Genomic DNA, 25,438 nt, shown 5'->3' on the forward strand with positions numbered 1-25,438 from the left:
AATAAACTATTTACTCAGCTTGATCTTAGAAGCCGGTTTTTCTTCTTCCTCTTCAACCTGCTCAACCTCATCCTTAACTATCTTGCTTCTGTCAACAGTAATTATCTTAGGGTTTGCGTAATCTTTTTCAATCAAACCATCGCGCATACGTACAATACGGTGCGCATGCTGTGCTATATCTTCCTCGTGCGTAACCAAAATAATGGTATTACCCTTAGCGTGGATATCCTCAATAAGCCCCATTATTTCAATTGAGGTTTTTGTATCCAGGTTACCGGTAGGCTCATCCGCCAAAATTATGGAAGGATCATTTATAAGCGCCCTGGCCACAGCAACACGTTGCCGCTGACCACCCGAAAGTTCGTTGGGTTTATGATCCACACGATGCCCAAGGCCAACATTAGTTAATGCCTGGCGGGCGCGTTCATTACGATCATCCTTGCTAACGCCGGCATAAACCAACGGTAAAGCAACATTGTCTAACGCGCTATTACGCGGCAGTAAGTTAAATGTTTGAAAAACAAAGCCGATCTCGCTGTTGCGCACTTCTGCAAGTTCGTTATCAGTCATGTGGCTGGCATCAATGCCATTCAGAATATATTCACCTTTGGTAGGTGTATCCAAACAACCCAGAATATTCATCAAGGTTGATTTGCCCGAACCTGAAGGACCCATTAGCGCCACAAATTCACCTTTGTTTATGGTTAAAGACACAGATTTTAAGGCGTGAATTACTTCAGAGCCTATTACATATTTTCTTCCAATGTCTTTAATGGTGATGAGTGGCTTCATATATTATTTTTATTGCTTTGACGGCGTATTGTTAAAAATGTTACGGCTGTTTATAAATTGTCTTTATCCAATAACCTTAGCCACCAAAAAGTATTGATCATTATGTTTAGGTGCGTTTTCAAGCGCTTCTTCGGTAGTTATCTCTTGTTTTGCAATATCTTCCCGCACAACATTCACCTCGGTTGACATGTAAACCAGCGGCTCAACTCCCGAAGTATCTACTTCGTTCAATTTCGCCATAAAATCAAGTATCCGGTTCATGTCGCCAATCATTTCCTGCTTATCATCTTCGTGCAGATCAAGGCGGGCAAGGTGGGCTATCTTATCAACGGTTTCCTTATCAATATTCATTTTTATTCAAATTTTTGTTTGATGATGCCATAAACTTTATCGCGCAGATCGTCGGCATCATCCAAAGTTAATTGCGCCGTTTCTACCGGCTCATGTACAAATATATTACAAATCCCCGGTTTGCTGCCATGCTGAACGCCGCTATCCCATAAAATCTTCCAGGTATTAACAGAAGTTACCGGAATTATAGGCACTTTTAATTCAATTGCCAACCGGAACGGGCCATTTTTAAACTCTTGCAGACGGGGCGGATAATCATCCGCTATTTTCCCCTCCGGAAAAATAATAACAGATGTGCCGTTCGCCAGCACCTCTGATGCTCTTTTAAACGCGCGGTACGATGACATTTTACTTTCGCGGTTAACGGGAATGTCAACAGTTTTAAAAAAGAGGCGCGTTACAAAACTATTCAGCAGCTCCTCTTTGCCCATAAAGCAGTGGTTATTGTTTTTAACCAATAGGGTCATGGCGGTAATATCCAGATTAGAGGTGTGGTTGGGGCAAATTATGTAAGTGCGGCTCCAGTCGATAGCCTTTTCGTATTTAAAATTGTAAACTATGCCAACCAATATTGAACTCACAAAACCCCAGGCACGCCTTATGGCATTCATGTATTTATAATTGCGGGTATTGCGGGATAAAAGGTACAGAAAAGGTAAGCATATGGCGTAGGTGAGGCCCACTGAGGCTGCGTATAAAAAGCAGTGTACCTTCCTCAATATTATTTTCATCGTCACCAAAAATAGAAAAAATACTTACTTTCGCCGCTATGGAAATTGTTGTAAGTGGTATTCGCTCTACCGGAAATCTGCACCTCGGTAATTACTATGGTGCGATACAAAACTTCGTGAAAATGCAGCACGAATACAATTGTTTTTTCTTTATTGCCGATCTGCATTCGCTTACAACACACCCTACACCGGCCAACTTGCACACTAACGTTAAAAGCGTATTAATAGAGTACCTGGCCGCGGGCATAGATCCTGAAAAAGCAACTATCTACGTACAATCTGATGTGCCGGAAATTGCCGAACTGTATCTGTACCTTAACATGAATGCCTACTTAGGCGAACTGGAGCGCAGCACTTCATTTAAAGATAAGGTTCGTGCCAATCCCGAAAACGTAAACGCGGGTTTGTTAACCTACCCCGTATTAATGACCGCCGATATACTGATACACAAAGCGACTAAAGTGCCTGTAGGTAAAGATCAGGAGCAGCATTTAGAGATGGCCCGCACTTTCGGTAACCGCTTTAATCGTTTATATAACAACGAGTATTTTCCTGAACCTTATGCGTTTAACTTTAGCAGCAACCTGGTAAAAATACCCGGATTAGATGGTAAAGGTAAAATGGGCAAATCAGAAGGAGAGGGTAACGCCATATTTTTAGGTGATTCCCCCGAGGTTATCCGCAAAAAGGTAATGCGTGCTGTTACAGATAGCGGCCCGACGGTTGAGAATCAGCAAAAGCCTGATGAGATACAGAATTTGTTCGATTTAATGAAAGTGGTATCAGCGCAGGATACTTACGATCATTTTAACAACTTATACAATAGCTGCCAGGTACGTTACGGCGACCTTAAAAAACAATTGGCCGAGGATATGATCATAGCAACAGCACCTATACGCGATCGTATAAATGCCATAGCTGCTGATACGGAATACCTAAGCAAAGTAGCGGGAATGGGAGCAGAGAAAGCCCGCGAAAGCGCATCGCGTACTATTAAGGATGTGAGGGAGATCATCGGCTTTAGAAGTTTTTAGTAGTGTTGATGGTTGGTAGTTGATGGTTCATAGTGTATATTAGTCGATAAATTTAAGAGAATAAGGTATGTTCATGCTTTGAACAATCTACCATGAACTATAAACCAAAAATCCATTAACTGAAGATGCATATAGCTATTGTTGGAAATATAGGAGCGGGCAAAACCACGCTCACCGAAATGCTGGCCAAAAACTACGGCTGGGACCCTCTTTTTGAAGCAGTTGACAATAACCCTTACCTGGAAGATTTTTACAGCGATATGAAGCGTTGGAGCTTTAACCTGCAGATCTATTTTTTGAACAGCCGCTACCGCCAGATCATCGAGATACAAAAAAGCGGGCGCAACATTCTTCAGGATAGAACCATTTATGAGGATGCTTACATTTTTGCGGAAAACCTGCATGATATGGGCCTGATGACCACCCGCGATTACGAAAACTACACCTCCATATTCGACAATATCACAGAGTACATAAAACCGCCTGATCTGCTGGTTTATTTAAAGGCATCTGTGCCTACGCTGGTAAATAATATTCAGCGCCGCGGCCGTGAGTATGAAATAGGCATCCGTATTGATTATTTATCAAAACTGAACGAGAAGTACGACAAATGGATAAACAATTACAACCTGGGCAAATTGCTGATATTGGATAAGGATAACCTCGATTTTGCCAATAATACGGAGGACATGGGCGTCATTGTTCAAGCCATTGAAAGAGAAATAAATGGCTTGTTTTAATAGCGAAAATGATTAGTAACATGAAAAAGAACCACATCATTTTTGCGCTTTTATATCTTTTGGTTGGTTGTAAGTCGGTTCCCGATGGATTCAAAGAGCTGGACGTAAATAAGTTTACCATTGCTCTTCCGGAGGGTTGGAATTATCAGAACGGGGGCGAGCAAGGTGGCCCTTTTGGCGACTCGTTTGGAGGCTTTATTACCGGCCCTAATCTGGTACTAAATTTTGAGGGTAGCGATATGGGCTACGCCAATAATCTTGTAGTAACAGAGCAGTATTATTTAGAAAAGGGTGGATGGCGGGAGGCTTGTCATTTCTGTAAACCTGATGTAACCTACACAGATTCAGCCAATGTTGATGCGTTAAAGAAAAGCGAGATGCAAATGAAGGGTATAAAAGACTCCTCGCTTGTTAAGGTTGAACCTTATCCCGTAGAAAAAGTTCAGCGTATTTATAAACTTTCCCCTTCGCAAAAAATTGAATTCCCGACAGCGGATTACATGATAGATATAGTTAGCAACGGCGAAGTTAAGACTATACCGTTAGGTATACCCTTGCTAACTAAAAGGCACAATTTTAAAATAGATACCACCGATAAGTATATCATAAAAACGCTGTGGCCCACCGTGCCCGGCAAAGGAATGACAGGCATTTATATTAAAAGCCGCACCGGAAAGTTTAATTTTCAAATGAATGGGATAAACCTTCCTTTAGCCGATCAACAAGCGGCTTTAGCCGGCTTTAAAACCATTACGTTTAAACAATGAACATATTAGGTATTATACCGGCACGTTACGCGTCATCCCGTTTTCCGGGCAAACCTTTGGTTGATATTGCCGGTAAAAGCATGATACAGCGGGTTTATGAGCAGGCTGCCAAATGTGCTGATCTGACCAGTGTTGTGGTGGCTACAGATGACGACCGGATATTTGATCATGTCATCAACTTTGGTGGTAAGGCCGTTATAACAAGCGACCAACACCAAAGCGGAACGGACCGTTGCGCGGAGGTAGCATCCATCCATAATGGTTATGACGTTATTATCAATATTCAGGGCGATGAACCCTACATTGAACCCGAACAGATAAGCAAACTTGCTGCATGTTTTGATGCGACTGATGTGCAGATAGCTACATTGATTAAACGGATAAAAACTGAACAGGAACTGCACAATCCCAACTCGCCAAAAGTGGTGGTAAATAAACTTAATGAGGCCGTATATTTTTCGCGCTCGGCTTTACCGCACATAAGGGGCGAAGAGCCGCAAAACTGGCTGGAGTTTTATACTTACTACAAACATATTGGCATTTACGGCTATAGGGCAGACGTTTTGCAGCAAATAACCAAGCTGGAAGTTTCCGCCTTAGAAAAAGCCGAAGCTTTAGAGCAATTACGCTGGATAGAGAATGGTTACCGCATTAAGGTTGCCGAAACGGAGTTTGAAACCTACGCGGTTGATACGCCTGCCGATCTGGAATTGTTGCCGTAAACCACATTCTCAACTTATCATTGCGAGGTACGAAGCAATCGCAAGGATGCAATGCCTTTATGCAAAGTTCGCGATTGCTTCGTACCTCGCAATGACATTTTTTTCACCATCTGCGCGACATAGGTAATTTAAAACTATTCATAACCTTTCATTATCAGCCTGTTTGGTAAATCTTTTTTTATACCCCAAACTCCCGAAAATATTTCTACTTTTGTATCCCGTACACAAACAAAAATCATGACCAAATATATATTTGTTACGGGCGGTGTAACCTCTTCGTTAGGAAAGGGTATTATATCAGCTTCTCTGGCTAAATTGCTTCAATCGCGCGGCTATCGCGTAACCATCCAAAAGTTTGATCCATACATTAACATTGATCCCGGAACACTTAATCCGTACGAGCATGGCGAGTGTTATGTTACCGAGGATGGTGCCGAAACCGATCTGGACCTTGGTCATTACGAACGTTTTTTAAATACGCCAACTTCGCAGGCGAACAACATTACCACCGGTCGCATCTATCAAAATGTTATCAACAAAGAACGCGAAGGTGCTTTTTTGGGTAAAACCGTACAGGTGGTACCACACATTACCGACGAGATAAAAAGAAACATGCGCATACTTGGCGAAAGCGGAGAGTATGATATTGTTATAACTGAATTGGGCGGCACTGTAGGCGATATTGAGTCGTTACCTTACATTGAGGCTGTACGCCAGTTCAGGTGGGAAGCGGGTTCGGGCAATTCATTGGTTATTCATCTAACGCTGGTACCGTATTTAGCTGCTGCAGGCGAGTTAAAAACCAAGCCTACCCAGCACTCGGTTAAAATGTTACTGGAGTACGGTATACAGCCGGATATACTTGTTTGCCGCACAGAACACCATTTAAATACTGATCTCAGAAAAAAAATCGCTTTGTTTTGTAACGTTAACATCAATGCTGTAGTCGAATCAATAGACGCGCCATCTATTTATGATGTACCGTTATTGATGTTGAAAGAGCAATTGGATAAAACGGTATTAACAAAATTGAAGCTACCACATAAAGTAGAACCTGACCTTGAAAACTGGAAAGACTTTTTAGGGCGTTTAAAAAACCCTACATCTGATGTTTGCATTGGCCTGGTTGGTAAATACGTAGAATTGCCTGATGCTTATAAATCAATAATAGAGTCATTCATCCATGCAGGTGCAAAAAACGAATGCAAGGTTAAGGTAAGATACATTAAGTCTGAAGAATTAACCCCGCAAAACGCTATAGAGAAACTACAGGGCCTGCACGGTGTATTGGTTGCACCCGGATTTGGCGAACGTGGTTTTGAAGGCAAGATAGCGGCCATTAAATATGTGCGCGAAAATAATATCCCGTTCTTTGGTATATGCCTGGGTATGCAATGCGCCGTTGTTGAGTTTGGCCGTAATGTTTTAATGCTTGACGGTGCCAGCAGTACAGAAATGAACCCGGATACCCCCAACCCGGTTATTGCCATGATGGAGGAGCAAAAGAAAGTAGTAAACAAAGGCGGTACAATGCGTTTAGGATCATACCCTTGCGATATAAAGAAAGGTACCAAAGCCGCTGCCATATATGGCAAGCAGCATATCACAGAGCGCCATCGCCACAGATATGAATTTAATAACGAATATTTGAACCAATACGAAAAGGCAGGGCTGGTACCTTCGGGCTTTAACCCGCAAAATAACCTGGTAGAGATAGTTGAGTTAAAAAATCACCCGTTTTTTGTGGGTGCGCAGTTCCACCCCGAATTAAAATCAACGGTTGCTAATCCGCATCCACTTTTTATTAACTTTGTCGCCGCTTCCATGGCTTATGCCCGCAAGAAGTAACATTTTGTACGAGATACGATATAATGGATAGAAATACGTTTACAGGATTATTCCTGATTATGATCATCATTGCCGGTTCGGTTTATTTAATGAAACCAACAGACGCTGAGATCCAAAAAGAAAAACAAAGAGTACATCTGGACTCTTTGAAAAAAGCCGGTAAGAATCCGGTACAAGCTGTTGTACATTCAGCCGCAGATACTGCTGCAAAACCAGCTATTGATTCTGCCGCCTTAAAAGCCCCTTTCGGTGCTTCGTTGGCAGGTGGTGAGCAGCTGATCACTTTAGAGAATAAGGATATCCGCTTAAAAATAAGCACCCGTGGCGCGCGCGTTTACTCTGCCGAGCTAAAGAATTTTAAAACTTTTGACAAAAAGCCCCTGATATTATTTGATGGTACAGACAATAAGTTTGGTACCACTTTAACAGTCGGTTCAACTATTGTTAACACCAACGAAAGGTATTTTGGTCAGGTATATACTGATGGTTCAAATACAGTAGCGTTGCGTTTAAGCTATAGCCCTACACAGTACATTGACTATGTATATACACTGCCGGAGGAAGGTTATAAAGTTGCCTTTACTGTTAAACCTGTGGGTTTAGATGGTGTAGTAGCCAACAGCGACAAGTTTAACCTGAATTGGGAAAGCAATGTGCGCAAACAGGAAATGGATATGGCCCTGGAGCGCCAATATTCATCTGTTTTTTATAACACATTTGATGATGGTGTTGACTACCTGAGCGAAACTAAGGACGATGCTAAGGAAGTAGCCGACCATAAAATACAATGGGTATCATTTAAGGCGCATTTTTTCTCGAGTGTGTTAATTGCTAAAAATGGCATCAGTAAAGCAAACATGGCTGTTAGCCATGACACTTCTGACCATGTGCATATTAAGGAAATGAAGGCCAACCTGGTAGTGGACCGTGCTGCTAACGGTACATTCCCTATGGAGTTTTACTTTGGTTACAACAAATTTGACTTTTTGCAAACGCAGGGTTATGATTTGGAGAAACAGGTTGATCTGGGCTGGGGACCTTTAAAATACATCAACAGGTTTGCTGTGTTACCGGTGTTCCATTTCTTAGAACAGTTTAACTGGAGCTATGGCTTAATAATCCTGGCGCTTACTGTTATTTTAAAGCTGGTTTTATCGCCGCTTACTTATAAATCTTACCTGTCAATGGCTAAAATGCGTGTGCTTAAGCCCGAAATGGACGAGATAAAAGCTAAGGTAGGAGAGGACAACCCAACTTTATTGCAACAGGAATATCTCAAACTCTATAAAAAGGCAGGGGTAAATCCTTTAGGGGGATGTTTGCCCTTATTGCTGCAGATGCCTATCGTAATTGCGTTCTTCAGGTTCTTCCCAAGTTTGTTTGAGCTAAGGGGCGAAAGCTTTTTATGGATGCATGATCTGTCTACTTATGATGCCTTTGTAAAGTTTGGTTTCACCATTCCGTTCTTAGGAGATCACTTAAGTTTGATGTGTGTGCTGATGACCATTTCTACGCTTATCTACACCTACTTTAACAACCAGATCTCGGGCGTAACCGGGCAAATGAAATACATAGGCTACATCACGCCTATTATATTCTTAGGGGCATTGAATAGTTATCCGGCAGGTTTGAACTATTATTACTTCCTGGCTAACATGTTTACCTTCCTGCAGCAATACATCATCCGTTTAATGGTTGATGATAAGAAGATACATGCGCAGATACAAGAGAATAAAAAGAAACCCGAAAGCACCAAAAAGAAATCAGGTTTCGGTGCCAAAATGGAAGAAATGATGCGTCAGCAACAACAGCTTCAGGGTAAAAAGAAATAGTTGATCAGAGACTAGTATTTTTAGAGGGCCGCTTGTGCGGCCCTTTTTTGTTTAGGAATTTAAGTGTTATTATAATTAAACTTATACCGTTCTGTCATTGTGAGGCACGAAGCAAGCGCACGGAGAAAAGTTGTCATTGCTTCGTTCCTCGCAATGACAACTTCACAAAGTGTTGCAGAAAATCACAGTTATTTCGCTTTTTGCAATTATTTGAAATTCAATTATTTAATAACATTTTACAGCTAAAAATCCTGACGAATAAGTGTGTTGCAAAGTGTTGTATGTTTAAACAGTTAATAGTTGTAAAGGATTGATGGTTAAATAGTTGCAAAAAATGCTGTTGCAAGTGTTGCAAAGTGTTGCCAATTACTCTGCAACACGTTCAATAAAAAAGGCCTGCAAAATATGCAAGCCTTAATATGTGCGGAAGGTATTTAAATTATATAGTTACCTTAACAACCAGCTTTTTTATCAAACCTTGCCCAATCATAGGCGCATGTACATCTTCGGGATAAAAGATAACAAATTGCCCGTCTTTTACACCAAAGTACATATCAGGCGTGTGGTCAAAAAAGGTAACATCCTTTTCTTCGTTGTAGCCTTCGCCTTTAGCGTTGGTGCAGTCCTGGCGCGGTTTCCAGCCAATGGTTTCGCTGCCTTGAATACACACCTGTATATCAATGTTTTTATTGTGACATTCAAACTTCTGCAAAGCAACCTCGGCAGTTTTGCCTTCGCTGTCTGATACGATTGCCTTAACGCCGGGTGCAATTTCAAACTTACCCACCTCAAGCGCTTTTAAGTCGGTTGAGGTAAGGTAATCAAATGCCACCTTAAAGTTGGGGTGCAGGCTGAAGTACTTATTGCCGTTTTCTAATGTATCTAATATCATGTTAGTTTATTTTGCCCATAGTCGATGGGCCATAGACCATAGCGACTTGTAATTAATATAACCATAAACCATGGACTATTGACCATGGCCTATGGACTAAAAAAACTATCTCTGTACCCGTCCTGATCCGTCGCCTTTAACCAGTTCTTTAACTTCGTTCAAAGTAGCGTGGTTCAAGTCGCCCGGAATAGTGTGTTTCAAAGCAGAAGCAGCTACACCAAATTCGGCAGCATCACCCAAAGCCATACCGGTAACTAAACCAAAAATAAACCCGCTGGCGAAAGAGTCGCCGCTACCAACGCGGTCAACTATACGCACTTCGTATTGTTTAGAGTGGTAAAACTCATTGCCATCATATACCAAAGCACTCCATCCGTTGTCAGAAGCACTATGGCTTTCGCGCAGGGTAGAAGCAATGTATTTAAAGCCGAACTTATCTTTCATTTGTTTGAAAACGCTTTTGTAGCCGTCAAGGTTCAATTCGCCTTTGGTTACGTCGGTGCCTTCGCTTGTAAAGCCTAAAGTGGTATCGGCATCTTCTTCGTTGCCAATGCAAACATCAACATATTGGCAAAGCTCTGTCATTACCACGCGGGCTTTCTCTTTGCTCCATAATTTTTTACGGAAGTTAAGGTCAATACTGGTAGTAACACCTTTAGCTTTAGCGGCTTTAAGGGCAGCTAAGGTAAGGGCAGCTGCTTTGTCGCTTAAAGCAGGGGTAATACCTGTTGTATGGAACCAATCGGCACCTTCAAATATTTTATCAAAATCAAATTCACTGGCATCAACATCAGCTATAGAAGCACCCGCACGGTCATAAATAACCTGCGATGCACGCATAGAAGCACCTGTCTCTAAAAAATAAATGCCTAAACGGTCACCACCGCGTGCTACAAACTGCGTATCAACTCCGTAGCGGCGTAAGTGGTTAATAGCCGATTGACCAATGGCATTGTTAGGTACCTTTGATACAAACACGCCATTTAAGCCGTAATTACAAAGCGCAGCCGAAACATTAGCCTCGCCACCGCCATAAGTTACCTCAAGGCTGTCTGACTGTACAAATCTTTTAAAATCAGGAGTTGATAATCTCAGCATTATCTCTCCAAGGGTTACGACTTTTTTAGACATCGTTATTGCTGTATTTAAGTTTGAAAATTAATATTAGACCAAATTGGTTGCTTTTTTACAAAGTCACCAAAACTACGTTAAACCTAAATAAATAGGAAGCTTTTTAGTTGAAAAGTTGCCGCTAACGTTTTCGTAAACAATTTGCAATTATTGGCGCTGCAAACCTGCCGTTTTACATATTTGTTTTTTACTTTTACCCCCTCTTAAATCATATTAAAATTAACGGGTTAACAACCATGGATAAGAAAGCCACCATATTAAAATTGATACAGGAACAGGGCATATTACCTCTGTTTTTTCATCAGGATGAAGAAGTTAGTGTAAATATTTTACGTGCGCTTTACGCGGCAGGCGTAAAGACCATTGAGTACACTAACCGCGGCGAAGCCGCTCTGAAAAATTTTGTAAAACTACGCGAGGTTTGCGATAAGGAATTAGGTGGCATGTATCTGGGTGTTGGCACAATTAAAGACGCTAAAGCTGCACAGGCATTTGCAGATGCGGGTGCCGATTACATTATTAGCCCCGGATTGGTTGAAGAGGTTGTTGAGGTTTCAGAAAAGAACGGTTTACTTTGGGTACCAGGTTGTATGACACCATCTGAAGTTATCAGGGCTGAGAACTTGGGCGCAAAAGTTATCAAGTTGTTTCCCGGCAACATATTGGGCCCGGCATTTTTGTCAAGCATAAAAGTGCTGTTTCCCAACCTGTTATTTATGCCTACAGGCGGTGTTGAACTAACCAAAGAAAGCATTGGCGGATGGTTCAAAGCGGGTGTATGCGCAGTTGGTATGGGTAGCCAGCTGGTAAGTAAAGATGTAATGGACGGTAAAAAATATGCCGAACTAACAGAATCTACCAAGCAAGCTATTGAGATAGTTAACGCCAGCAGATAAGTTTTATCCTTTATAAAATAAATAACGGCTCCTGAAAGCAGGGGCCGTTATTCGTTTAAATTTACCTGATAAGTGTACTGCAATAAGGTAGGTACATTTACACTGTCTATAATCTTCCAGCTTCTTTTTTCGCTGATAAAGGCTGGCTTCTCCAGCCCCGAACGTTCAGCCGCTTTGGTGTAAAACTCTGCCCGCGATGGGTGTTGAGGAGCTGATGCATTGTAAATATTTCCAAATGCTTGCTTTTCTACTATCGCGCAACTAACACCAACGCAATCTGTTAGGTGGATAAGATTTACAGGCGCATCGCCATTTTGAATGCCTGTTTTACCCGCAAAGAACCTTCCCGGATCTCGCCCCGGGCCAATCAAACCTGCAAAACGGATAATGGTGGTTGTAAAATCTGTTTCACTTCGTAATATATTTTCAGCTTCAAGCAAAATCTTTCCGGACTCGCCATCCGGATTGGGTTCATCCAGCTCTGTTACTGTAGTATTATTGTCGCCATAAACACCTGTAGAACTGATCAATACTACATGTTTGATAGCATGCTTATTTATTATGCCAACTAATTCAGCTATCTGCGCAATGTATTCCATTCCTCTGCCTGCTCTGGCCCTGGGGGGGATGCTTATCCATAATAAGTCGCAGCTAAAAAAGTCATCGTCAATTGTTTTACTTTGCGGCGATAGGTCTATCAAATAAGGTTTTATACACTGTGCTTTAAGTATTCCAATTTTCTCCGAAGATGTAGTTGAACCATTTACAGTTATACCCTTTTTAATTAATTCAGCACCTAACGCCTTACCGTACCAACCGCAGCCTAATATACTTATCACCATAAAGCAAATATGCCGTTTTTTAAGTCGGTATTTAAACTTTTGGTGCCCTTTAGCCGTTGTTATAGTATGAAGTATAAAAGAGAGATATTAGCTACTACTGCCATAATTGGTTTAGCGGGCGCCGCAGCGCTTGCACTAAGAAACAATGATGAACCCCTGCAAACAGTTCAGTTTGTAGAACTGGAAAAGTACTTAGGTAAATGGTATGAGATCGCCGCGTTTCCTCAACGTTTTGAACGTGGTTGTAGCAATACCTTTGCAGAATACAGCCTTAATGCTGATGGTAGCATCGCTGTTAAAAATTCCTGTATAAAAGAAGGAAAATTATCTGTTGCCGATGGCGAAGCCCGTGTGGTTGATAAAAAAACCAATGCGAAATTAACCGTTCAGTTTCAGTGGCCGTTTAAAGGGAAATATTGGATAATAGGGTTGGCACATGATTATTCTTATGCTGTTGTTGGGCATCCCAACCGTAAATACTTATGGATATTGAATCGTAAACCGCAAATGGATAGCCAGACTTATAATCATTTACTGGCTATGGCGGCAAGCAAAGGATTTGACGTTCGCAAACTGGTAAAAACCGTCCAAAACTAACAGCTAATTATATATAAATATTGCATATTTGCTTTATACCGATTATAACAAATACATTATGACTTTCAAACTTTTAAATACAGTTAAGCTAACGCTTATCTGTATGTTTTTTGCAGTGTGCACTGCATCGGCACAAAAACGTGTGCTGGTTTTCACTAAAGTAGCGGCATTTCCACATGATTCACGGCAGGCTGCCGCCGAAGCGATCATGAAAATGGGGAAAGAAAATAACTTTGCCGTAGATACTAGTTCTGACGCCAACAAGATCTCAGAAAATAATCTAAAAAAATATTCAGCTGTAATATTTGTAAGCACAACCGGCTCTTTTCTTGATCCCTATCAACGTGTTGATCTGCAAAGGTATATACAAGCCGGAGGCGGTTTTGTTGGTATACATGCTGCCGCTGACGCTTTATACGACTGGCGCTGGTATGGACGGATGATTGGTGCCTATTTTGCAGCACATCCGCAACAGCAAATGGCTACTATGACCGTAGTAGATAAAAACCATCCGTCAACCAGTATGTTACCCACCGAGTGGAAACGCAAGGATGAGTGGTATCATTATAAAATGTTGAATAAAGAAGTTAAGGTGCTTATTAATCTTGAAGAATCAAGCCTAACCTATAACGCCAACTTTAACCGCTTTAAAATGGGAGCGAATCACCCCATAGCCTGGTATCACGAATTTGATGGCGGTAAGGTTTTTTATACAGGTTTAGGCCATACAAAGGAGTCGTATAGTGAGGACCTGATGGTTAAGCATATACTTGGCGGTATTAACTATGCCATGGATCATCCGGCTTTAGATTATACCAAAGTTAAAGCACAGCACGCGCCTGATGAAGCGCGCTTCGCTAAAAAAGTACTTTCTATAGGTAAATTTACCGAACCTACCGAAATGGCGATACTGCCTAATTTAGATATTTTGATAGTTCAGCGTAGGGGGGAGATATTAAAATATAGCCAGGCGACTAAAACTTTAAATCAAGTTGCCAAACTGAATGTGTATTTTAAAGAATTGAAAAAAGCAACCCACCCTATAGAGGATGGCTTGTTGGGCATACAGCTTGATCCTGATTTTAAAACTAACAATTACTTATACGTCTATTACAGCCCGGCAAGCCCGGATAATAAACCGGTTAATTACCTATCGCGCTTCACCTTTAAAAACAACGTATTCGACCTTAAAAGCGAAAAGAGAATTTTAGAAGTTAAAACGGACCGCGAAACCTGCTGCCATACAGGCGGTTCAATTGCGTTTGGCAAGGATCACGAATTATACTTATCAACAGGTGACAATACTTCGCCATTTGATGAAGAAAATGTACCTAAAGGCGCGCCAAATACCAACTCATTTGCTCCGCTGGATCAGCGCCCTGGTTTTGAAACCAATGATGACCGTAGAGCCGCCGGTAATACCAATGACCTGCGCGGAAAAATACTTCGTATAAAAATTAAACCTGATGGGACATACGAAATACCTGACGGAAATCTTTTCGCAAAGGGAACGCCAAAAACTCGTCCTGAGATTTATGTAATGGGCAATCGTAACCCTTATCGTATTTCTATCGACCCTAAAACACAGTATTTATACTGGGGCGAAGTAGGCCCGGATGCACAGGCAGACAGCATGGCTACCCGCGGCCCAAAAGGGTATGACGAAGTTAACCAGGCCCGCAAAGCGGGTAACTTTGGCTGGCCGCTGTTTATTGGGCCCAACCTGGCTTATCATGACTATGACTATGGTACCGGCAAATCGGGTCCCGCTTTTGACCCTTTGAAGCCAATTAACAATTCAAGAAATAATACAGGTTTAACCGAGTTACCGCCTGCACAACCTGCATTTATATGGTATCCCTATACCGCATCTGCTGATTTCCCGCAAACCGGAGCCGGTGGACGTACTGCTATGGCAGGCCCGGTATATTATGGCGACAGATATGTAAAACCCGGCTTGCCTGCATATTACAACGGCAAGTTTATTATTTACGAGTGGATGCGTGGTTGGATAAAGGCAGTTACGTTAACACCAGAAGGGGATTATGATAACATGGAGCCATTTATGGAGAGCACCAAGTTTAATGCCCCTGTTGATATGGAAGTTGGACCTGACGGCAAACTATACGTACTTGAATATGGAAATGGTTGGTTCGCAAGGAACCCTGATGCAGCGCTTTCCAGAATTGACTATAGTACCGGGAATGTAGCACCGCAGGTTACTACTGTAAGCGCTAACAAAACCGCCGGGGATGTACCTTTTACCGTTACGTTCACAGCAACGGCTAACGATGCTGAAAATAACAAAATAGTGCGTTACAATTGGAATTTAGGCAATGGAATTAAGCGTGTAACCACAGTACCTGCTTTAACTTATACCTATACCGCAAAAGGAAATTACACAGTATCAGTATCTGCAAGCGATGCCACGGGTACCGGAAAAAGTAAAAGTACCAGCGTGGTAGCAGGTGCCAGTCAGGCTGCTGTAGCTGCTGCGGCAACAGCAAAGCTTAATGATCCGGGCAGGGCGTTAATGATGAGCTTGGATTGTCCTGCTTGCCATAAGGTTGCCGAAAAATCCATTGGCCCTGCTTTTACAGAAGTGGCAAAGAAATATGCACACAATACAGTTAACGCTACAAAATTATCTCAAAAAGTTATAAATGGTGGCAGCGGTGTATGGGGCGATGTAGCCATGCCGCCTCACCCGGCGCTCAAGCCAGATCAGGCTAAGCAAATAGTTAATTGGGTGTTTTCGCTGGCACCTGCCAAAAAATAGCACAATGTTAGAGGCTGGGAACGTAATAGTTTTCAGCCTTTAATATTTCTGGCAGGAGTGTTATCGTAACAGCTTTGTTAAAGAGTTTCATATTTCCCTTAATTGTTGCATAAACAATTAAAAAAATGCGATTTTGCACTACTTTATAAATTAGTCCGCTAAACCAAACATTTTTTTCGCATTAAAACAACCAAAAATAAAGTTAAAACAATGAAAGCGTTATCACACATTAAGGTAGTTGCATGTGCAATCGCCTTATCATCAGTATTTACTCTCCCTGCTCTTTCGCAAGGCGTTGTAAAGCAAATGCCGGCCACTTATGATGTAGAAAGAACTAACATCAAACATGGTAAAATTGATTCAGTATCATGGAACTCAACCACAGTTGGAACTGTTAGAAAAGCTACAGTTTACACCCCACCGGGTTATACTGCAAGCAAAAAATATCCTGTACTTTACCTATTACATGGTATTGGTGGCGACGAAAAAGAGTGGCTTAACGATGGCGGACACCCTCAGATCATAATGGATAATTTGTATGCTGATGGAAAAGCTGAGCCTATGATAATTGTTATGCCAAATGGCCGTGCGTCAAAAGACGATACCAGGTCAAATTCAATGTCAGGCCCAAAAGTTCAAGGCTTCGCTACTTTTGAAAAAGACCTTTTGGTAGATCTTATACCTTATATCGAAAGCAAATATTCAGTATTAACCGACAGGGAGCACCGTGCAATAGCAGGCCTTTCTATGGGTGGTGGCCAATCATTAAACTTTGGCTTAGGTAATTTGGATAAGTTTGCATGGATAGGTGCTTTTTCTTCGGCCCCAAATACCAAACCTGCAGAACAATTGTTCCCTGACCCGGAAGCGGCCAAAAAACAGTTAAAACTGCTTTGGATATCATGTGGTACCGAAGACAGATTAATTACCAACAGCAAAAGAACGCATGATTATGCTGCATTAAAAGGCGTTCCGCATATTTATTATACTGAGCCGGGAGAGCACAATTTTAAAGTTTGGAAAAACGGCTTATATATGTATTCACAGTTGATATTTAAACCTGTTGATGTTGCATCATTCCCTAAGTACGTTTATTCGGAATAATGCTATTAACAGGTTATACGGCTTAGTGTTAATTTTAAGTTTTAAGATTAATGAAGTTTAAGCTATTAGCGATCGCCGCCTTACTGTTTGTAAATGTTAAAAGTTTCTCGCAAGACAAAAACTTTTACATTTTTCTCTGCTTCGGGCAGTCAAACATGGAAGGCGGCGCTCCTATAGAAACCCGGGACGTTGTTTGGATAGACCCGCGCATAAAAGTGCTGCAGGCGGTTGATTGCGTTAATCTGAACAGGGTGAAAGATAAGTGGTATACCGCAAAACCCCCATTATGCCGCTGTTGGACAGGCCTGAGCCCTGCAGATTATTTCGCACGTACTGTTGCCGCAAACTTGCCTAAAAACATCAAAATAGGCATTATAAATGTTTCAATAGCAGGCGCGAAAATGGAAATATATCAACAGAGCGAATACAAAAGTTATTTGACATTTACGCCTGATTGGATGCAAGGCATAGCTAAGGATCTGGGAGGAAATCCTTACGCCCGATTGGTGGAGTTGGCAAAAATGGCCCAAAAAGTTGGCGTGATAAAGGGAATATTATTACACCAGGGCGAGTCTAATAAAGACGATGCCCAATGGACAAGCAGAGTAAAAGAGGTTTATGACAAGCTGCTTGCAGATATAAAACTTACACCAAATGCAGTGCCGCTGCTTGCCGGAGAGACTGTAAATGCTGATCAGGGTGGAATTTGCGCTGATATGAATAAACAGATTGCCACCTTGCCAAAAATTATACCGAACGCTTATGTTATATCATCAGCCGGCTGCACGGCCGGAGAGGATAAACTACATTTTGATGCCGCGGGTTGCAGAGAGTTAGGCAGGCGCTATGGTATTAAGATGCTTGCCCTTTTAAAAAAACCTACCGGCTTTAAATAGAACCCTCTCTTATACGCTCCCGATGTTGAATACCCCATGAAAATAGCGCGGTTAAAACGTCGTTTAGCGTGTCGGCATAAGGTGTCAATTGGTATTCTACAATTACAGGAGTCCCTGTATGTACATTGCGTTTTACAAATCCGTTCAATTCAAGGTCCTTCAACTCGCTTGTAAGCACCTTGGCAGATATCCCGTCAATAGCACGCTGTATCAGGTTAAAGCGCGTATGGCCTTCGCGTAAGGCTATAATTACGCGTAATTTCCACTTCCCACCGATAACGTATAAGGCATCGCCCACGGCGTTAAGGAGTTTGCTGCATTCCTGAGTGTTCAGATTTTTTCCTTCTACAACCATATCTGTTTAGTGCTACTATACAAAAGGTTACTACTTACCTTTTGTATAGTAGTAACCTTTTGTTAGTAAATGTAGGTAGTTTTGAGCAATAAAAAAACAGATACTATGAAAAAGATATTGCACATTATTTCAAGCCCGCGTGGTGCGGCATCATTCAGCATAAAACTAGGAAATGCGATTGTTGAAAAGATCAAAGCAGCACACCCAGGCAGTACCGTAGCAGAATTTAATTTAGTTGAACAACATTTTCCGCACCTGGAAGAGGCACATTTAACATCTTTTTTTACACCGGCAGAAAGCAGAAGCGCGGCCCTGAAGGAAGCGGTTAAACATTCTGATGATGCGATACAAGCGCTTAGAGATGCAGATTTTATTGTAATTGGAGCGCCAATGTACAATTATAGCATCCACTCAAGTCTTAAGGCCTGGTTAGATCATATTGTTAGGGCAGGCGTTACATTTAAATATGATGAGAACGGCTTGCAGGGCTTACTGGAAAACAAAAAAGTTTACATCGCCGAATCTACTGGTGGTATCTATTCAGAAGGACCTATGCAGGGAAATGATTTTGTGGCTCCCTACCTAAAAACCGTGTTGGGCCATATTGGCTTAACCGACCTAACCGTATTCAGGGTAGAGGGCACGGCGTTACCTGATGTTAAAGACATAGCCTTAGAAAAAGGTATAGCAGGAATACGTTTAAACTAACTGCAGTAATAACCGAGTCGCCTGACTAAGTTGGGCGGCTTGGTTGTTTATAACGCAAGCGCCGTATACTTATTAAGATATTATTCCTAAACGTTGGGCCATTTCGACGGCTTGTGTACGACGCTTTACTTCCATCTTCTCAAATATTTTTGACGAATGGGTCTTAATAGTATTGAGTGATACAAACAATCTCTCTGATATTTCCTGATTGCTAAGTCCCTGTGCCATCAGTTGTAGTACTTCCAATTCGCGCGAACTTAGGTTCAGTTTGTCAATTTCCTGCTGATTTATTTTGAAATCAGGCATCGCACCTTTATAAACCGGTCTTTCAATCACCACGGTCTTTACTTTAGGCTTTGTCAGTTTTAACGCCAGCCATATCCCAAGCGCGGTAAAAAAAATAGCTATAGCGCCAATGTACATTTCAAATGCGTGGTCAACTATTATCAACTTAAATTCCAACCATTTTAACAGCACAAGCAAGGCCGCCAGCGCAACACCATATAATATTACTTGTTTGTTTTTGTTGATCAGCTTAAAATACATTGGCTATTCTATTGGTCTGTTTGCTTTGTGAAATTACAAATAACCGATATTTTTTGCGTTACTTAAGCTCAGTGAATTTTACCCAATAAATGTCATCAGCACCATTTCCCGGGCCGTTTAGTAAAGATGTTATTTGCCCATAATCCTTTTGTTGTATGTTTTGCAAAGCGGTATTAATACGGGGGCTTGTAAAAAACAGATACTTTTTGTCGGGCGTAACATATGGGCAATAATCAAGCAATGGCGAATTGTAAGGTGCGGGAAGATGCTTTGCAGGCAGCCATTTTCCTGCCGCGTCTTTTCGGGCTATATAAAGATCTCCACGACCCATGTCATCAGCACGCCCATAGCTGGTGAATATTATAAATTGTCCGTCAGGGTCAATAAATGCGTTAAATTCATCAAACTTGGTATTAATGTCTTCGGGTAAACTAACCGGTGCTAAATAACCTTTATCGGTTAGTTTACATTCTACAATATCCTCGCTGCCTTTACCGTACGCTGCCTGCACAGTAAAATACAGATCGCCGGTTTTGGTAACGCTTGGGAAAAACTCATCTTTGGCTGAGTTGACTGTACTTCCCAAATTCTCGGGCTCGGCATATTTTCCGTCGGCCAGGCGCTTAACTTTCCATATATCGAAGTCTTTTTTTGTTTCCCCTGCTTTTAAAGGCCTGTCTGACGAGAAGTAAACCGTATTACCGTCCGGAGAGAATGCAGCCTCCAGGTCGCGGTATTTGCCGGAGAATGGTGCTACCATGGGGTTACTCCATTTGCCGTTCTCTTTCCGCATATATAAAATAGTACTGCTGATAAATCGGGGCTGCTGTAACGTAAAAAACAGCTCATTGCCTGATGGCGATATAGTAAAGTCGCGGTTGTTCAAACCATCCGACACGATTCCCGGCGCAAACAGGCGAGGGGTGTCTGTGGGTAGTGAGTTGTCCAGATAGGTTATTTGCGCATCGGCTTTGAGAAGTGATAATATAGAAACAACGCAGATTAGCAGGATTCTATTCAGCATAGCGGTAATTTTTGGTATAAGTTACAAAAAGTATTTAGTTTAAATGAGTAATTTTAGAACCTGAAATCAGCAATGACTACATTAACTTCTGCCTTACGAACTGTAAATGTTACCCGTTATGTTACACCGTTGCGCGAGGGTGGCTCGCTGCCCGCAATAGCCGAAGCAGACGACGATTTTCTTTATGTACTGAAATTTAGAGGGGCGGGGCAAGGCACCAAAGCGCTTATTGCGGAAATTATAGGCGGAGAATTAGCCCGCACGCTGGGTTTTAAAGTGCCCGAGATCGTGTTTGCTAATTTAGATACCGCGTTTGGCCGCACCGAGCCTGATGAGGAAATCCAGGATCTTTTAAAAGCCAGCGTGGGGCTTAATCTGGCGCTGCATTATCTGTCGGGCGCTATAACTTTTGACGCTGTGGTTACGCGGCCATCTGCTCTGCTGGCATCACAAATAGTTTGGCTGGATTGTTTAATAACCAACGTTGACCGCACGCCGCGCAATACCAATATGCTGATGTGGCATAAAGAACTTTGGTTAATAGACCATGGCGCGGCACTATACTTTCACCACTCATGGGATAACTGGCAGGAGCAGGCTACACGGCCTTTTGTGCAGATTAAAGACCATGTGTTGCTGCCCTGGGCCACAGAGCTGGATGCTGTTGATGTACAGTTTAAAACAATATTGACTAAAGATAAGATACGCGAGATCGTCGGTTTGATACCAGACGAATGGTTGGATGATGAAACTTTAACCGCTGCAGAAAAACGGGAAGTATATATCCGGTTTTTGTTAACGCGGCTTGCCGCATCGGCAATTTTTATTGAAGAAGCAAAAAATGCCCGTGAAAAACGTTTTTGAGTACGCCGTCATCCGCGTTGTACCAAGGGTAGAGCGCGAGGAGTTTATTAATGTCGGGGTTATTTTGTTTTGCAAAACAGAGAAGTTTCTGCAATGTATAATTGAAGTTGATGATGCGCGTATCGAGGCTTTCTCAAGTGGTTTGGATATAACAGAGGTAAAGTCTAACCTGCATGCCTTTACCGAAATAACTAAAGGCAACCCCACCTGTGGTTCTATAGCTGTGTTAGATGAAGCGTCAAGGTTTAGATGGCTTACCGCTACGCGCAGCACAGTAGTACAGGCATCAAAAGTGCATCCTGGCTTAACTAACGATTGCGAAAAAACACTGAAAAGGCTATTTGCCGAAATGGTTGCTTAATTACAGCTGCTCTTTTACTTCCAGTAAAAACTTTTTAAGATTTTCTAAAGAAGCGATAACACGCTGGGCATCCTTAACATCGTGCATGTTTTGTTTAAGGTGATCTTTGGCGCCGTTAAGGGTGTAGCCCTTGTCTTTTATCAGGTGAAAAATGATCTTGAAGTTTTCAAGATCCTCTGAAGTGAACAGGCGATTGCCTTTTTTATTCTTCTTAGGCTGCAGTACCTCAAACTCTTTTTCGTAAAACCGTATCAGCGAGGGGTTAACATCAAACATGGCCGAAACCTCGCCCATGGTGTAGTATAGTTTGCTGATATCGCGTTCTTTATACGGCATATACAAAGGTAATACTTTAATTTAAAGCGGGATCATTCGCCCCGCTTTAAACCATATTTTTCTATCTTGCTATACAAGTGGCTTCGCTGAATGTCTATGTCATCAGCTGTTTTTGATACGTTCCAATTGTTCTTCTCCAACTTGAATTTGATATACTCCCGCTCAGCGTGGTCTTTATACTCCTGAAAGTTTTTAAACTGGTTAAAGTCTGTTTGCGGAGCAGCAGCAGCCGTAGTAGCCGTACCTGCACTGGTAGTAACAGGCGCAGATGGATTAGCAAACAGTCGCACATCATCTTCGGTAATTGTCTTGTCGCTTAATATAATAAGTCGCTCTATCATGTTGCGCAGCTCGCGGATATTACCGGTCCACGGCAGGGCTTTCAGCGCGTCCATGGCACCTTCTGATACCTTTTTAACTGGCATGCCGTAATCGCTGCAAATCTCCTCTAAAAAGCTCTGTGTAAGCAGTGGTATATCATCCTTGCGCTCGGTTAGGGGTGGTACGTGTATTAGTATCACGCTTAACCTGTGGTAAAGGTCCATCCTAAAGTTGCCGTCTTCTATTTCCTTTAAAAGATCTTTGTTTGTTGCAGCAACTACGCGTACATCTACATCTATTTCTTTTTCGCCGCCTACGCGGGTAATCTTGCTTTCCTGCAACGCACGCAGTACCTTGGCTTGTGCCGACTGGCTCATATCACCAATCTCATCCAGAAAAAGTGTGCCGCCTGATGCCGATTCAAACTTCCCTATACGTTGCTTAACTGCCGAGGTGAATGATCCTTTCTCGTGACCAAACAACTCGCTTTCAATTAACTCAGATGGTATGGCGGCGCAGTTTACTTCTATTAACGGGGCGTTGGCGCGGTTTGATTTTTCGTGCAGCCAGCGTGCTACCAGCTCCTTACCGCTGCCGTTGGCGCCGGTTATCAGTACGCGGGCATCGGTAGGGGCAACGCGCTCAATGGTTTCTTTGATCTTGCCAATGGTCTGCGAATCACCCAGTATAGGCCTTACCTTGGATACTTTACGCTTTAAAACCTTGGTTTCAACCACCAAACTACCGCGATCTAACGCGTTGCGAACGGTTATAAGCAGGCGATTTAGATCAGGTGGTTTGGATATAAAGTCGAACGCGCCTTTTTTGCTGGCTTCAACTGCTGTTTCAACCGTGCCGTGGCCGGATATCATGATGAAAGGCAGGTCGGGTTTAATGATCAGACCTTCGGTCAGCACTTCCATGCCGTCCATGCGGTTCATTTTAATATCGCATAACACCAGGTCGTAGTTGTTGGCGCTTATCATTGACAGTCCGTCAATGCCGTTATCTACATCTTCAACCTCATAATCTTCATATTCAAGTATTTCGCGTAGGGTATTGCGGATCGCCCGCTCATCATCAATAATTAATATTTTAGCCATGTGCCGTTCAAGTAGTTGTTATTGCTAATATATAGTTTGTATTGTAAAGTAAACACTTTTTAGTTAAGGATGTTTTGGCAAACTAAAAATTTAAGTAGGGGTGTTGCAGGATAATAGGCAACACTTTGCAACACTTGCAACAGCAGTTTTTGTATGTAATTGATTTTAAGTGTTTTATAACTATTGTAAGTTTAAACATGCAACACTTTGCAACACACTTATTCGTCAGGATTTTTAGCTGTAAATGTGAGCTAATATATTGATAATCAAATTGCTGTAAAAAGGCAAAATTTGCAATTTTGCTGCAACAGTAAATTCGCCCGCAATTACTGTACGCTATCTCAAATTTTTCTTCAAATTACTATATTGCACTACAAAATAATTATATGCGCTACCTAACCTTACTATTACTGTTAACCACTTTCGCTTGTTTCGCGCAAGATCACAATGCCCAGATTACCGCTTTCCGTGAAAAATATAAGAACGATTTTTTAACAGAGAAAAACTCACCCATAAAAAAAGAGGACCTTCCGTACCTGCGGTTTTACAAAGCCGACAGCACCTACCGGGTAACTGCGAAAGTTGAGAAAATACCCGGCCCTAACGCCTTTATGATGCCCATGTTTACCGGTGCCGCGCGCGAGTACCTGCCTTATGCCAAACTTAAGTTCAGCCTTAACGGCAAAGCATTGGAATTGACTGTTTACCGGAGTACAGCTCTGATGGCGCTGCCAGAGTATAAAGATTACCTGTTTTTGCCCTTTACAGACGAAACCAATGGCAATGATACCTACGGTGGCGGCCGTTATATAGACCTGCGCGAAGCTGAGTTTAAGGATAACTTGCTGGTACTTGATTTTAATAAGGCGTACAACCCTTATTGCGCGTTTTCTAACTTGTACTCATGTCCTAAACCGCCTGATGAGAATAAGCTTGCTGTGGCTATTAAAGCGGGCGAGAAGTTGTTTGGGAAGGGGCATTGAGGTCATTAGCTGTTTGTTATAGAAGATGTATGTTAATATCTGGTTAGAATTTGCCGATAACATCCGCTGTTTATCTCTCAAACATAACACCCGCATTTAGTGTTATATAACCAACCAAAACTTATTTATTATGGAAGGTTTACACGAAAGGTTTTTAGTATCTGTAAGATCGGGTAATAAAAACAGGGAATTTGAAGTGGTGCCCAGCATTGGCCATTATGCTATCCTTGAAAATGACGAAACTGTAGCCGAAATATCAATTGGCGAAACCAGCACGCAAATAAGCGGTGAGGCTTTGCCAAGGGACGTATTAAAATCGTTGTTAGAGAAAATTCAGGAGCACACCGCGTAAGTTTTGTGTTGAAAATTTAGCGTTGAATTAATCTGTCTACAGAAAACTTACCGCCACCTGTTATCACCAGCGAGGCACTTATAGCTATGTAAAGTATAAAGTATTCAATGCCTTCGCCTTTTTGGCTGCCATACCAGTTCATAAAAAAGCCGTATTGTATATGCGAGGTAATAACTATGCCCAAGGCAACTGCGGTAATGCCAAAAGCGGCCAGCCGGGTTGTTAAACCCAATATTAACGCTATCGAACCAAAAAACTCTATCGCTATTACCAACAACGCTATTAGCCAGGGCAAATGCATGGTTTCGGTAAAAAAGTTCATGGTACCGCTAAAGCCATAACCGCCAAATGTACCGAATACCTTTTGCGAGCCATGTACAAGCATTACCAGGCCCGCTGCAACCCTTAACAAAAGTGGCCCGAAGCTGTCGCCGGTTTTAAAAATTGATTGTTTGTTGAATGTTGCTGTTTTCATCTTTGTATTAAATTAATGATGCAAAGATGTAGGTAAGCATTAAATCCCGCAATCAC

Annotated in this window: 28 protein-coding genes; 16 read left to right on the top strand and 12 right to left on the bottom strand. The window is 42.1% G+C overall.

The genetic code is table 11. The features are described 5' to 3' along the window. Positions 1-6 precede the first annotated feature (6 nt). From ACFQZS_RS04280 to ACFQZS_RS04290, 3 genes are all read right to left on the bottom strand, one after another. Positions 7-792, bottom strand: coding sequence for an ABC transporter ATP-binding protein (locus ACFQZS_RS04280; RefSeq protein WP_377097627.1), 786 nt, complete (start codon positions 790-792; stop codon positions 7-9). A 63-nt stretch (positions 793-855) separates the two neighbouring features. After that, on the bottom strand, positions 856-1,143 hold the full coding sequence (gatC, locus tag ACFQZS_RS04285) for an Asp-tRNA(Asn)/Glu-tRNA(Gln) amidotransferase subunit GatC (RefSeq protein ID WP_377097629.1): 288 nt from the start codon (positions 1,141-1,143) through the stop codon (positions 856-858). 2 nt (positions 1,144-1,145) lie between these two features. After that, positions 1,146-1,874 carry a lysophospholipid acyltransferase family protein gene (locus ACFQZS_RS04290; protein ID WP_377097631.1) on the bottom strand — a complete coding sequence of 243 codons (729 nt, stop codon included), beginning with the start codon at positions 1,872-1,874 and terminating at the stop codon, positions 1,146-1,148. Positions 1,875-1,912: 38 nt separating this feature from the next. On the opposite strand from ACFQZS_RS04290, the gene trpS reads away from it, so the two are divergent. The 6 genes from trpS to yidC all read left to right on the top strand — a co-directional run bounded on the left by trpS (position 1,913) and on the right by yidC (position 8,817). After that, a complete protein-coding gene (gene trpS, locus ACFQZS_RS04295; RefSeq protein ID WP_377097633.1) occupies positions 1,913-2,908 on the top strand; it encodes a tryptophan--tRNA ligase in 996 nt (331 codons plus the stop codon). A gap of 125 nt (positions 2,909-3,033) precedes the next feature. Beyond that, positions 3,034-3,648, top strand: coding sequence for a deoxynucleoside kinase (locus tag ACFQZS_RS04300; RefSeq protein ID WP_377097635.1), 615 nt, complete (start codon positions 3,034-3,036; stop codon positions 3,646-3,648). Between the two features lie 20 nt (positions 3,649-3,668). Continuing rightward, positions 3,669-4,415 (top strand): hypothetical protein, encoded by a 747-nt coding sequence (locus ACFQZS_RS04305; RefSeq protein ID WP_377097637.1) that lies wholly within the window; start codon positions 3,669-3,671, stop codon positions 4,413-4,415. Further along, positions 4,412-5,137, top strand: a complete 726-nt coding sequence (gene kdsB / locus ACFQZS_RS04310; RefSeq protein ID WP_377097639.1) for a 3-deoxy-manno-octulosonate cytidylyltransferase — start codon at positions 4,412-4,414, stop codon at positions 5,135-5,137. The genes ACFQZS_RS04305 and kdsB overlap by 4 nt, the downstream gene beginning before the upstream one ends. Positions 5,138-5,374: 237 nt before the next feature. Further along, the gene (locus tag ACFQZS_RS04315; RefSeq protein WP_377097641.1) at positions 5,375-6,985 is read left to right on the top strand and encodes a CTP synthase; all 1,611 of its coding nucleotides are present in this window, start codon (positions 5,375-5,377) and stop codon (positions 6,983-6,985) included. A gap of 23 nt (positions 6,986-7,008) precedes the next feature. After that, complete coding sequence (gene yidC / locus ACFQZS_RS04320) at positions 7,009-8,817, top strand: membrane protein insertase YidC (protein WP_377097643.1); 1,809 nt, start codon at positions 7,009-7,011, stop codon at positions 8,815-8,817. A 439-nt stretch (positions 8,818-9,256) separates the two neighbouring features. Here yidC and ACFQZS_RS04325 read toward each other — a convergent pair whose 3' ends face one another. After that, on the bottom strand, positions 9,257-9,709 hold the full coding sequence (locus tag ACFQZS_RS04325) for a YhcH/YjgK/YiaL family protein (RefSeq protein ID WP_377097645.1): 453 nt from the start codon (positions 9,707-9,709) through the stop codon (positions 9,257-9,259). Positions 9,710-9,814: 105 nt separating this feature from the next. Next, positions 9,815-10,840, bottom strand: a complete 1,026-nt coding sequence (locus tag ACFQZS_RS04330; protein ID WP_377097647.1) for a PfkB family carbohydrate kinase — start codon at positions 10,838-10,840, stop codon at positions 9,815-9,817. Positions 10,841-11,076: 236 nt separating this feature from the next. Between ACFQZS_RS04330 and ACFQZS_RS04335 the strand changes: the two genes are divergently transcribed. Further along, positions 11,077-11,736, top strand: a complete 660-nt coding sequence (locus ACFQZS_RS04335) for a bifunctional 4-hydroxy-2-oxoglutarate aldolase/2-dehydro-3-deoxy-phosphogluconate aldolase (protein ID WP_377097649.1) — start codon at positions 11,077-11,079, stop codon at positions 11,734-11,736. 47 nt (positions 11,737-11,783) lie between these two features. On the opposite strand, the gene ACFQZS_RS04340 is transcribed toward ACFQZS_RS04335, so the two are convergent. Beyond that, positions 11,784-12,578, bottom strand: a complete 795-nt coding sequence (locus ACFQZS_RS04340; RefSeq protein ID WP_377097651.1) for an SDR family oxidoreductase — start codon at positions 12,576-12,578, stop codon at positions 11,784-11,786. 66 nt (positions 12,579-12,644) lie between these two features. Between ACFQZS_RS04340 and ACFQZS_RS04345 the strand changes: the two genes are divergently transcribed. The 4 genes from ACFQZS_RS04345 to ACFQZS_RS04360 all read left to right on the top strand — a co-directional run bounded on the left by ACFQZS_RS04345 (position 12,645) and on the right by ACFQZS_RS04360 (position 17,954). Further along, the gene (locus tag ACFQZS_RS04345) at positions 12,645-13,175 is read left to right on the top strand and encodes a lipocalin family protein (protein ID WP_377097653.1); all 531 of its coding nucleotides are present in this window, start codon (positions 12,645-12,647) and stop codon (positions 13,173-13,175) included. A gap of 58 nt (positions 13,176-13,233) precedes the next feature. After that, the gene (locus ACFQZS_RS04350) at positions 13,234-15,954 is read left to right on the top strand and encodes a ThuA domain-containing protein (RefSeq protein WP_377097655.1); all 2,721 of its coding nucleotides are present in this window, start codon (positions 13,234-13,236) and stop codon (positions 15,952-15,954) included. A 210-nt stretch (positions 15,955-16,164) separates the two neighbouring features. Continuing rightward, the gene (locus tag ACFQZS_RS04355) at positions 16,165-17,058 is read left to right on the top strand and encodes an alpha/beta hydrolase (protein WP_377097657.1); all 894 of its coding nucleotides are present in this window, start codon (positions 16,165-16,167) and stop codon (positions 17,056-17,058) included. A gap of 50 nt (positions 17,059-17,108) precedes the next feature. Further along, positions 17,109-17,954 carry a sialate O-acetylesterase gene (locus tag ACFQZS_RS04360; RefSeq protein ID WP_377097659.1) on the top strand — a complete coding sequence of 282 codons (846 nt, stop codon included), beginning with the start codon at positions 17,109-17,111 and terminating at the stop codon, positions 17,952-17,954. Here ACFQZS_RS04360 and ACFQZS_RS04365 read toward each other — a convergent pair. After that, on the bottom strand, positions 17,947-18,309 hold the full coding sequence (locus ACFQZS_RS04365) for a winged helix-turn-helix transcriptional regulator (protein WP_377097660.1): 363 nt from the start codon (positions 18,307-18,309) through the stop codon (positions 17,947-17,949). The genes ACFQZS_RS04360 and ACFQZS_RS04365 overlap by 8 nt on opposite strands. 105 nt (positions 18,310-18,414) lie before the next feature. On the opposite strand from ACFQZS_RS04365, the gene ACFQZS_RS04370 reads away from it, so the two are divergent. Further along, a complete protein-coding gene (locus ACFQZS_RS04370) occupies positions 18,415-19,017 on the top strand; it encodes an FMN-dependent NADH-azoreductase (protein ID WP_377097662.1) in 603 nt (200 codons plus the stop codon). A 72-nt stretch (positions 19,018-19,089) separates the two neighbouring features. Here the strand turns inward: ACFQZS_RS04370 and ACFQZS_RS04375 are convergent, their stop codons facing one another. Then, a complete protein-coding gene (locus ACFQZS_RS04375) occupies positions 19,090-19,563 on the bottom strand; it encodes a response regulator transcription factor (RefSeq protein ID WP_377097664.1) in 474 nt (157 codons plus the stop codon). Positions 19,564-19,621: 58 nt separating this feature from the next. Further along, positions 19,622-20,587 carry a hypothetical protein gene (locus ACFQZS_RS04380; protein ID WP_377097666.1) on the bottom strand — a complete coding sequence of 322 codons (966 nt, stop codon included), beginning with the start codon at positions 20,585-20,587 and terminating at the stop codon, positions 19,622-19,624. A gap of 72 nt (positions 20,588-20,659) precedes the next feature. On the opposite strand from ACFQZS_RS04380, the gene ACFQZS_RS04385 reads away from it, so the two are divergent. Both ACFQZS_RS04385 and ACFQZS_RS04390 read left to right on the top strand, forming a co-directional pair. Further along, on the top strand, positions 20,660-21,451 hold the full coding sequence (locus ACFQZS_RS04385; RefSeq protein WP_377097668.1) for a HipA family kinase: 792 nt from the start codon (positions 20,660-20,662) through the stop codon (positions 21,449-21,451). Continuing rightward, positions 21,429-21,812 carry a DUF3037 domain-containing protein gene (locus ACFQZS_RS04390; RefSeq protein ID WP_377097670.1) on the top strand — a complete coding sequence of 128 codons (384 nt, stop codon included), beginning with the start codon at positions 21,429-21,431 and terminating at the stop codon, positions 21,810-21,812. Before ACFQZS_RS04385 ends, ACFQZS_RS04390 begins: the two co-directional genes overlap by 23 nt. Here ACFQZS_RS04390 and ACFQZS_RS04395 read toward each other — a convergent pair whose 3' ends face one another. Next, positions 21,813-22,148: a MerR family transcriptional regulator gene (locus ACFQZS_RS04395; protein WP_377097673.1), complete on the bottom strand. Its 336-nt coding sequence runs from the start codon at positions 22,146-22,148 to the stop codon at positions 21,813-21,815. Positions 22,149-22,180: 32 nt separating this feature from the next. Beyond that, positions 22,181-23,572: a sigma-54-dependent transcriptional regulator gene (locus ACFQZS_RS04400; RefSeq protein WP_377097675.1), complete on the bottom strand. Its 1,392-nt coding sequence runs from the start codon at positions 23,570-23,572 to the stop codon at positions 22,181-22,183. Positions 23,573-23,958: 386 nt separating this feature from the next. On the opposite strand from ACFQZS_RS04400, the gene ACFQZS_RS04405 reads away from it, so the two are divergent. Together ACFQZS_RS04405 and ACFQZS_RS04410 are read left to right on the top strand one after the other, a co-directional pair. After that, positions 23,959-24,555, top strand: a complete 597-nt coding sequence (locus ACFQZS_RS04405) for a DUF1684 domain-containing protein (protein ID WP_377097676.1) — start codon at positions 23,959-23,961, stop codon at positions 24,553-24,555. 130 nt (positions 24,556-24,685) lie between these two features. Then, the gene (locus ACFQZS_RS04410; protein ID WP_377097678.1) at positions 24,686-24,907 is read left to right on the top strand and encodes a hypothetical protein; all 222 of its coding nucleotides are present in this window, start codon (positions 24,686-24,688) and stop codon (positions 24,905-24,907) included. A 16-nt stretch (positions 24,908-24,923) separates the two neighbouring features. Here the strand turns inward: ACFQZS_RS04410 and ACFQZS_RS04415 are convergent, their stop codons facing one another. Further along, positions 24,924-25,382 (bottom strand): DoxX family protein, encoded by a 459-nt coding sequence (locus ACFQZS_RS04415; protein ID WP_377097679.1) that lies wholly within the window; start codon positions 25,380-25,382, stop codon positions 24,924-24,926. Positions 25,383-25,438: the final 56 nt, after the last annotated feature.

Source organism: Mucilaginibacter calamicampi, assembly GCF_042676765.1.
Classification (GTDB): Bacteria; Bacteroidota; Bacteroidia; order Sphingobacteriales; family Sphingobacteriaceae; genus Mucilaginibacter; species Mucilaginibacter calamicampi.

Excerpts from the sequence above, each read along its gene's own strand:
- ACFQZS_RS04280 (WP_377097627.1), bottom strand. The coding sequence starts at position 792 with ATGAAGCCACTCATCACCATTAAAGACATTGGAAGAAAATATGTAATA.
- gatC (WP_377097629.1), bottom strand. The coding sequence starts at position 1,143 with ATGAATATTGATAAGGAAACCGTTGATAAGATAGCCCACCTTGCCCGC.
- ACFQZS_RS04290 (WP_377097631.1), bottom strand. The coding sequence starts at position 1,874 with ATGAAAATAATATTGAGGAAGGTACACTGCTTTTTATACGCAGCCTCA.
- trpS (WP_377097633.1), top strand. The coding sequence starts at position 1,913 with ATGGAAATTGTTGTAAGTGGTATTCGCTCTACCGGAAATCTGCACCTC.
- ACFQZS_RS04300 (WP_377097635.1), top strand. The coding sequence starts at position 3,034 with ATGCATATAGCTATTGTTGGAAATATAGGAGCGGGCAAAACCACGCTC.
- ACFQZS_RS04305 (WP_377097637.1), top strand. The coding sequence starts at position 3,669 with ATGAAAAAGAACCACATCATTTTTGCGCTTTTATATCTTTTGGTTGGT.
- kdsB (WP_377097639.1), top strand. The coding sequence starts at position 4,412 with ATGAACATATTAGGTATTATACCGGCACGTTACGCGTCATCCCGTTTT.
- ACFQZS_RS04315 (WP_377097641.1), top strand. The coding sequence starts at position 5,375 with ATGACCAAATATATATTTGTTACGGGCGGTGTAACCTCTTCGTTAGGA.
- yidC (WP_377097643.1), top strand. The coding sequence starts at position 7,009 with ATGGATAGAAATACGTTTACAGGATTATTCCTGATTATGATCATCATT.
- ACFQZS_RS04325 (WP_377097645.1), bottom strand. The coding sequence starts at position 9,709 with ATGATATTAGATACATTAGAAAACGGCAATAAGTACTTCAGCCTGCAC.
- ACFQZS_RS04330 (WP_377097647.1), bottom strand. The coding sequence starts at position 10,840 with ATGTCTAAAAAAGTCGTAACCCTTGGAGAGATAATGCTGAGATTATCA.
- ACFQZS_RS04335 (WP_377097649.1), top strand. The coding sequence starts at position 11,077 with ATGGATAAGAAAGCCACCATATTAAAATTGATACAGGAACAGGGCATA.
- ACFQZS_RS04340 (WP_377097651.1), bottom strand. The coding sequence starts at position 12,578 with ATGGTGATAAGTATATTAGGCTGCGGTTGGTACGGTAAGGCGTTAGGT.
- ACFQZS_RS04345 (WP_377097653.1), top strand. The coding sequence starts at position 12,645 with ATGAAGTATAAAAGAGAGATATTAGCTACTACTGCCATAATTGGTTTA.
- ACFQZS_RS04350 (WP_377097655.1), top strand. The coding sequence starts at position 13,234 with ATGACTTTCAAACTTTTAAATACAGTTAAGCTAACGCTTATCTGTATG.
- ACFQZS_RS04355 (WP_377097657.1), top strand. The coding sequence starts at position 16,165 with ATGAAAGCGTTATCACACATTAAGGTAGTTGCATGTGCAATCGCCTTA.
- ACFQZS_RS04360 (WP_377097659.1), top strand. The coding sequence starts at position 17,109 with ATGAAGTTTAAGCTATTAGCGATCGCCGCCTTACTGTTTGTAAATGTT.
- ACFQZS_RS04365 (WP_377097660.1), bottom strand. The coding sequence starts at position 18,309 with ATGGTTGTAGAAGGAAAAAATCTGAACACTCAGGAATGCAGCAAACTC.
- ACFQZS_RS04370 (WP_377097662.1), top strand. The coding sequence starts at position 18,415 with ATGAAAAAGATATTGCACATTATTTCAAGCCCGCGTGGTGCGGCATCA.
- ACFQZS_RS04375 (WP_377097664.1), bottom strand. The coding sequence starts at position 19,563 with ATGTATTTTAAGCTGATCAACAAAAACAAACAAGTAATATTATATGGT.
- ACFQZS_RS04380 (WP_377097666.1), bottom strand. The coding sequence starts at position 20,587 with ATGCTGAATAGAATCCTGCTAATCTGCGTTGTTTCTATATTATCACTT.
- ACFQZS_RS04385 (WP_377097668.1), top strand. The coding sequence starts at position 20,660 with ATGACTACATTAACTTCTGCCTTACGAACTGTAAATGTTACCCGTTAT.
- ACFQZS_RS04390 (WP_377097670.1), top strand. The coding sequence starts at position 21,429 with ATGCCCGTGAAAAACGTTTTTGAGTACGCCGTCATCCGCGTTGTACCA.
- ACFQZS_RS04395 (WP_377097673.1), bottom strand. The coding sequence starts at position 22,148 with ATGCCGTATAAAGAACGCGATATCAGCAAACTATACTACACCATGGGC.
- ACFQZS_RS04400 (WP_377097675.1), bottom strand. The coding sequence starts at position 23,572 with ATGGCTAAAATATTAATTATTGATGATGAGCGGGCGATCCGCAATACC.
- ACFQZS_RS04405 (WP_377097676.1), top strand. The coding sequence starts at position 23,959 with ATGCGCTACCTAACCTTACTATTACTGTTAACCACTTTCGCTTGTTTC.
- ACFQZS_RS04410 (WP_377097678.1), top strand. The coding sequence starts at position 24,686 with ATGGAAGGTTTACACGAAAGGTTTTTAGTATCTGTAAGATCGGGTAAT.
- ACFQZS_RS04415 (WP_377097679.1), bottom strand. The coding sequence starts at position 25,382 with ATGAAAACAGCAACATTCAACAAACAATCAATTTTTAAAACCGGCGAC.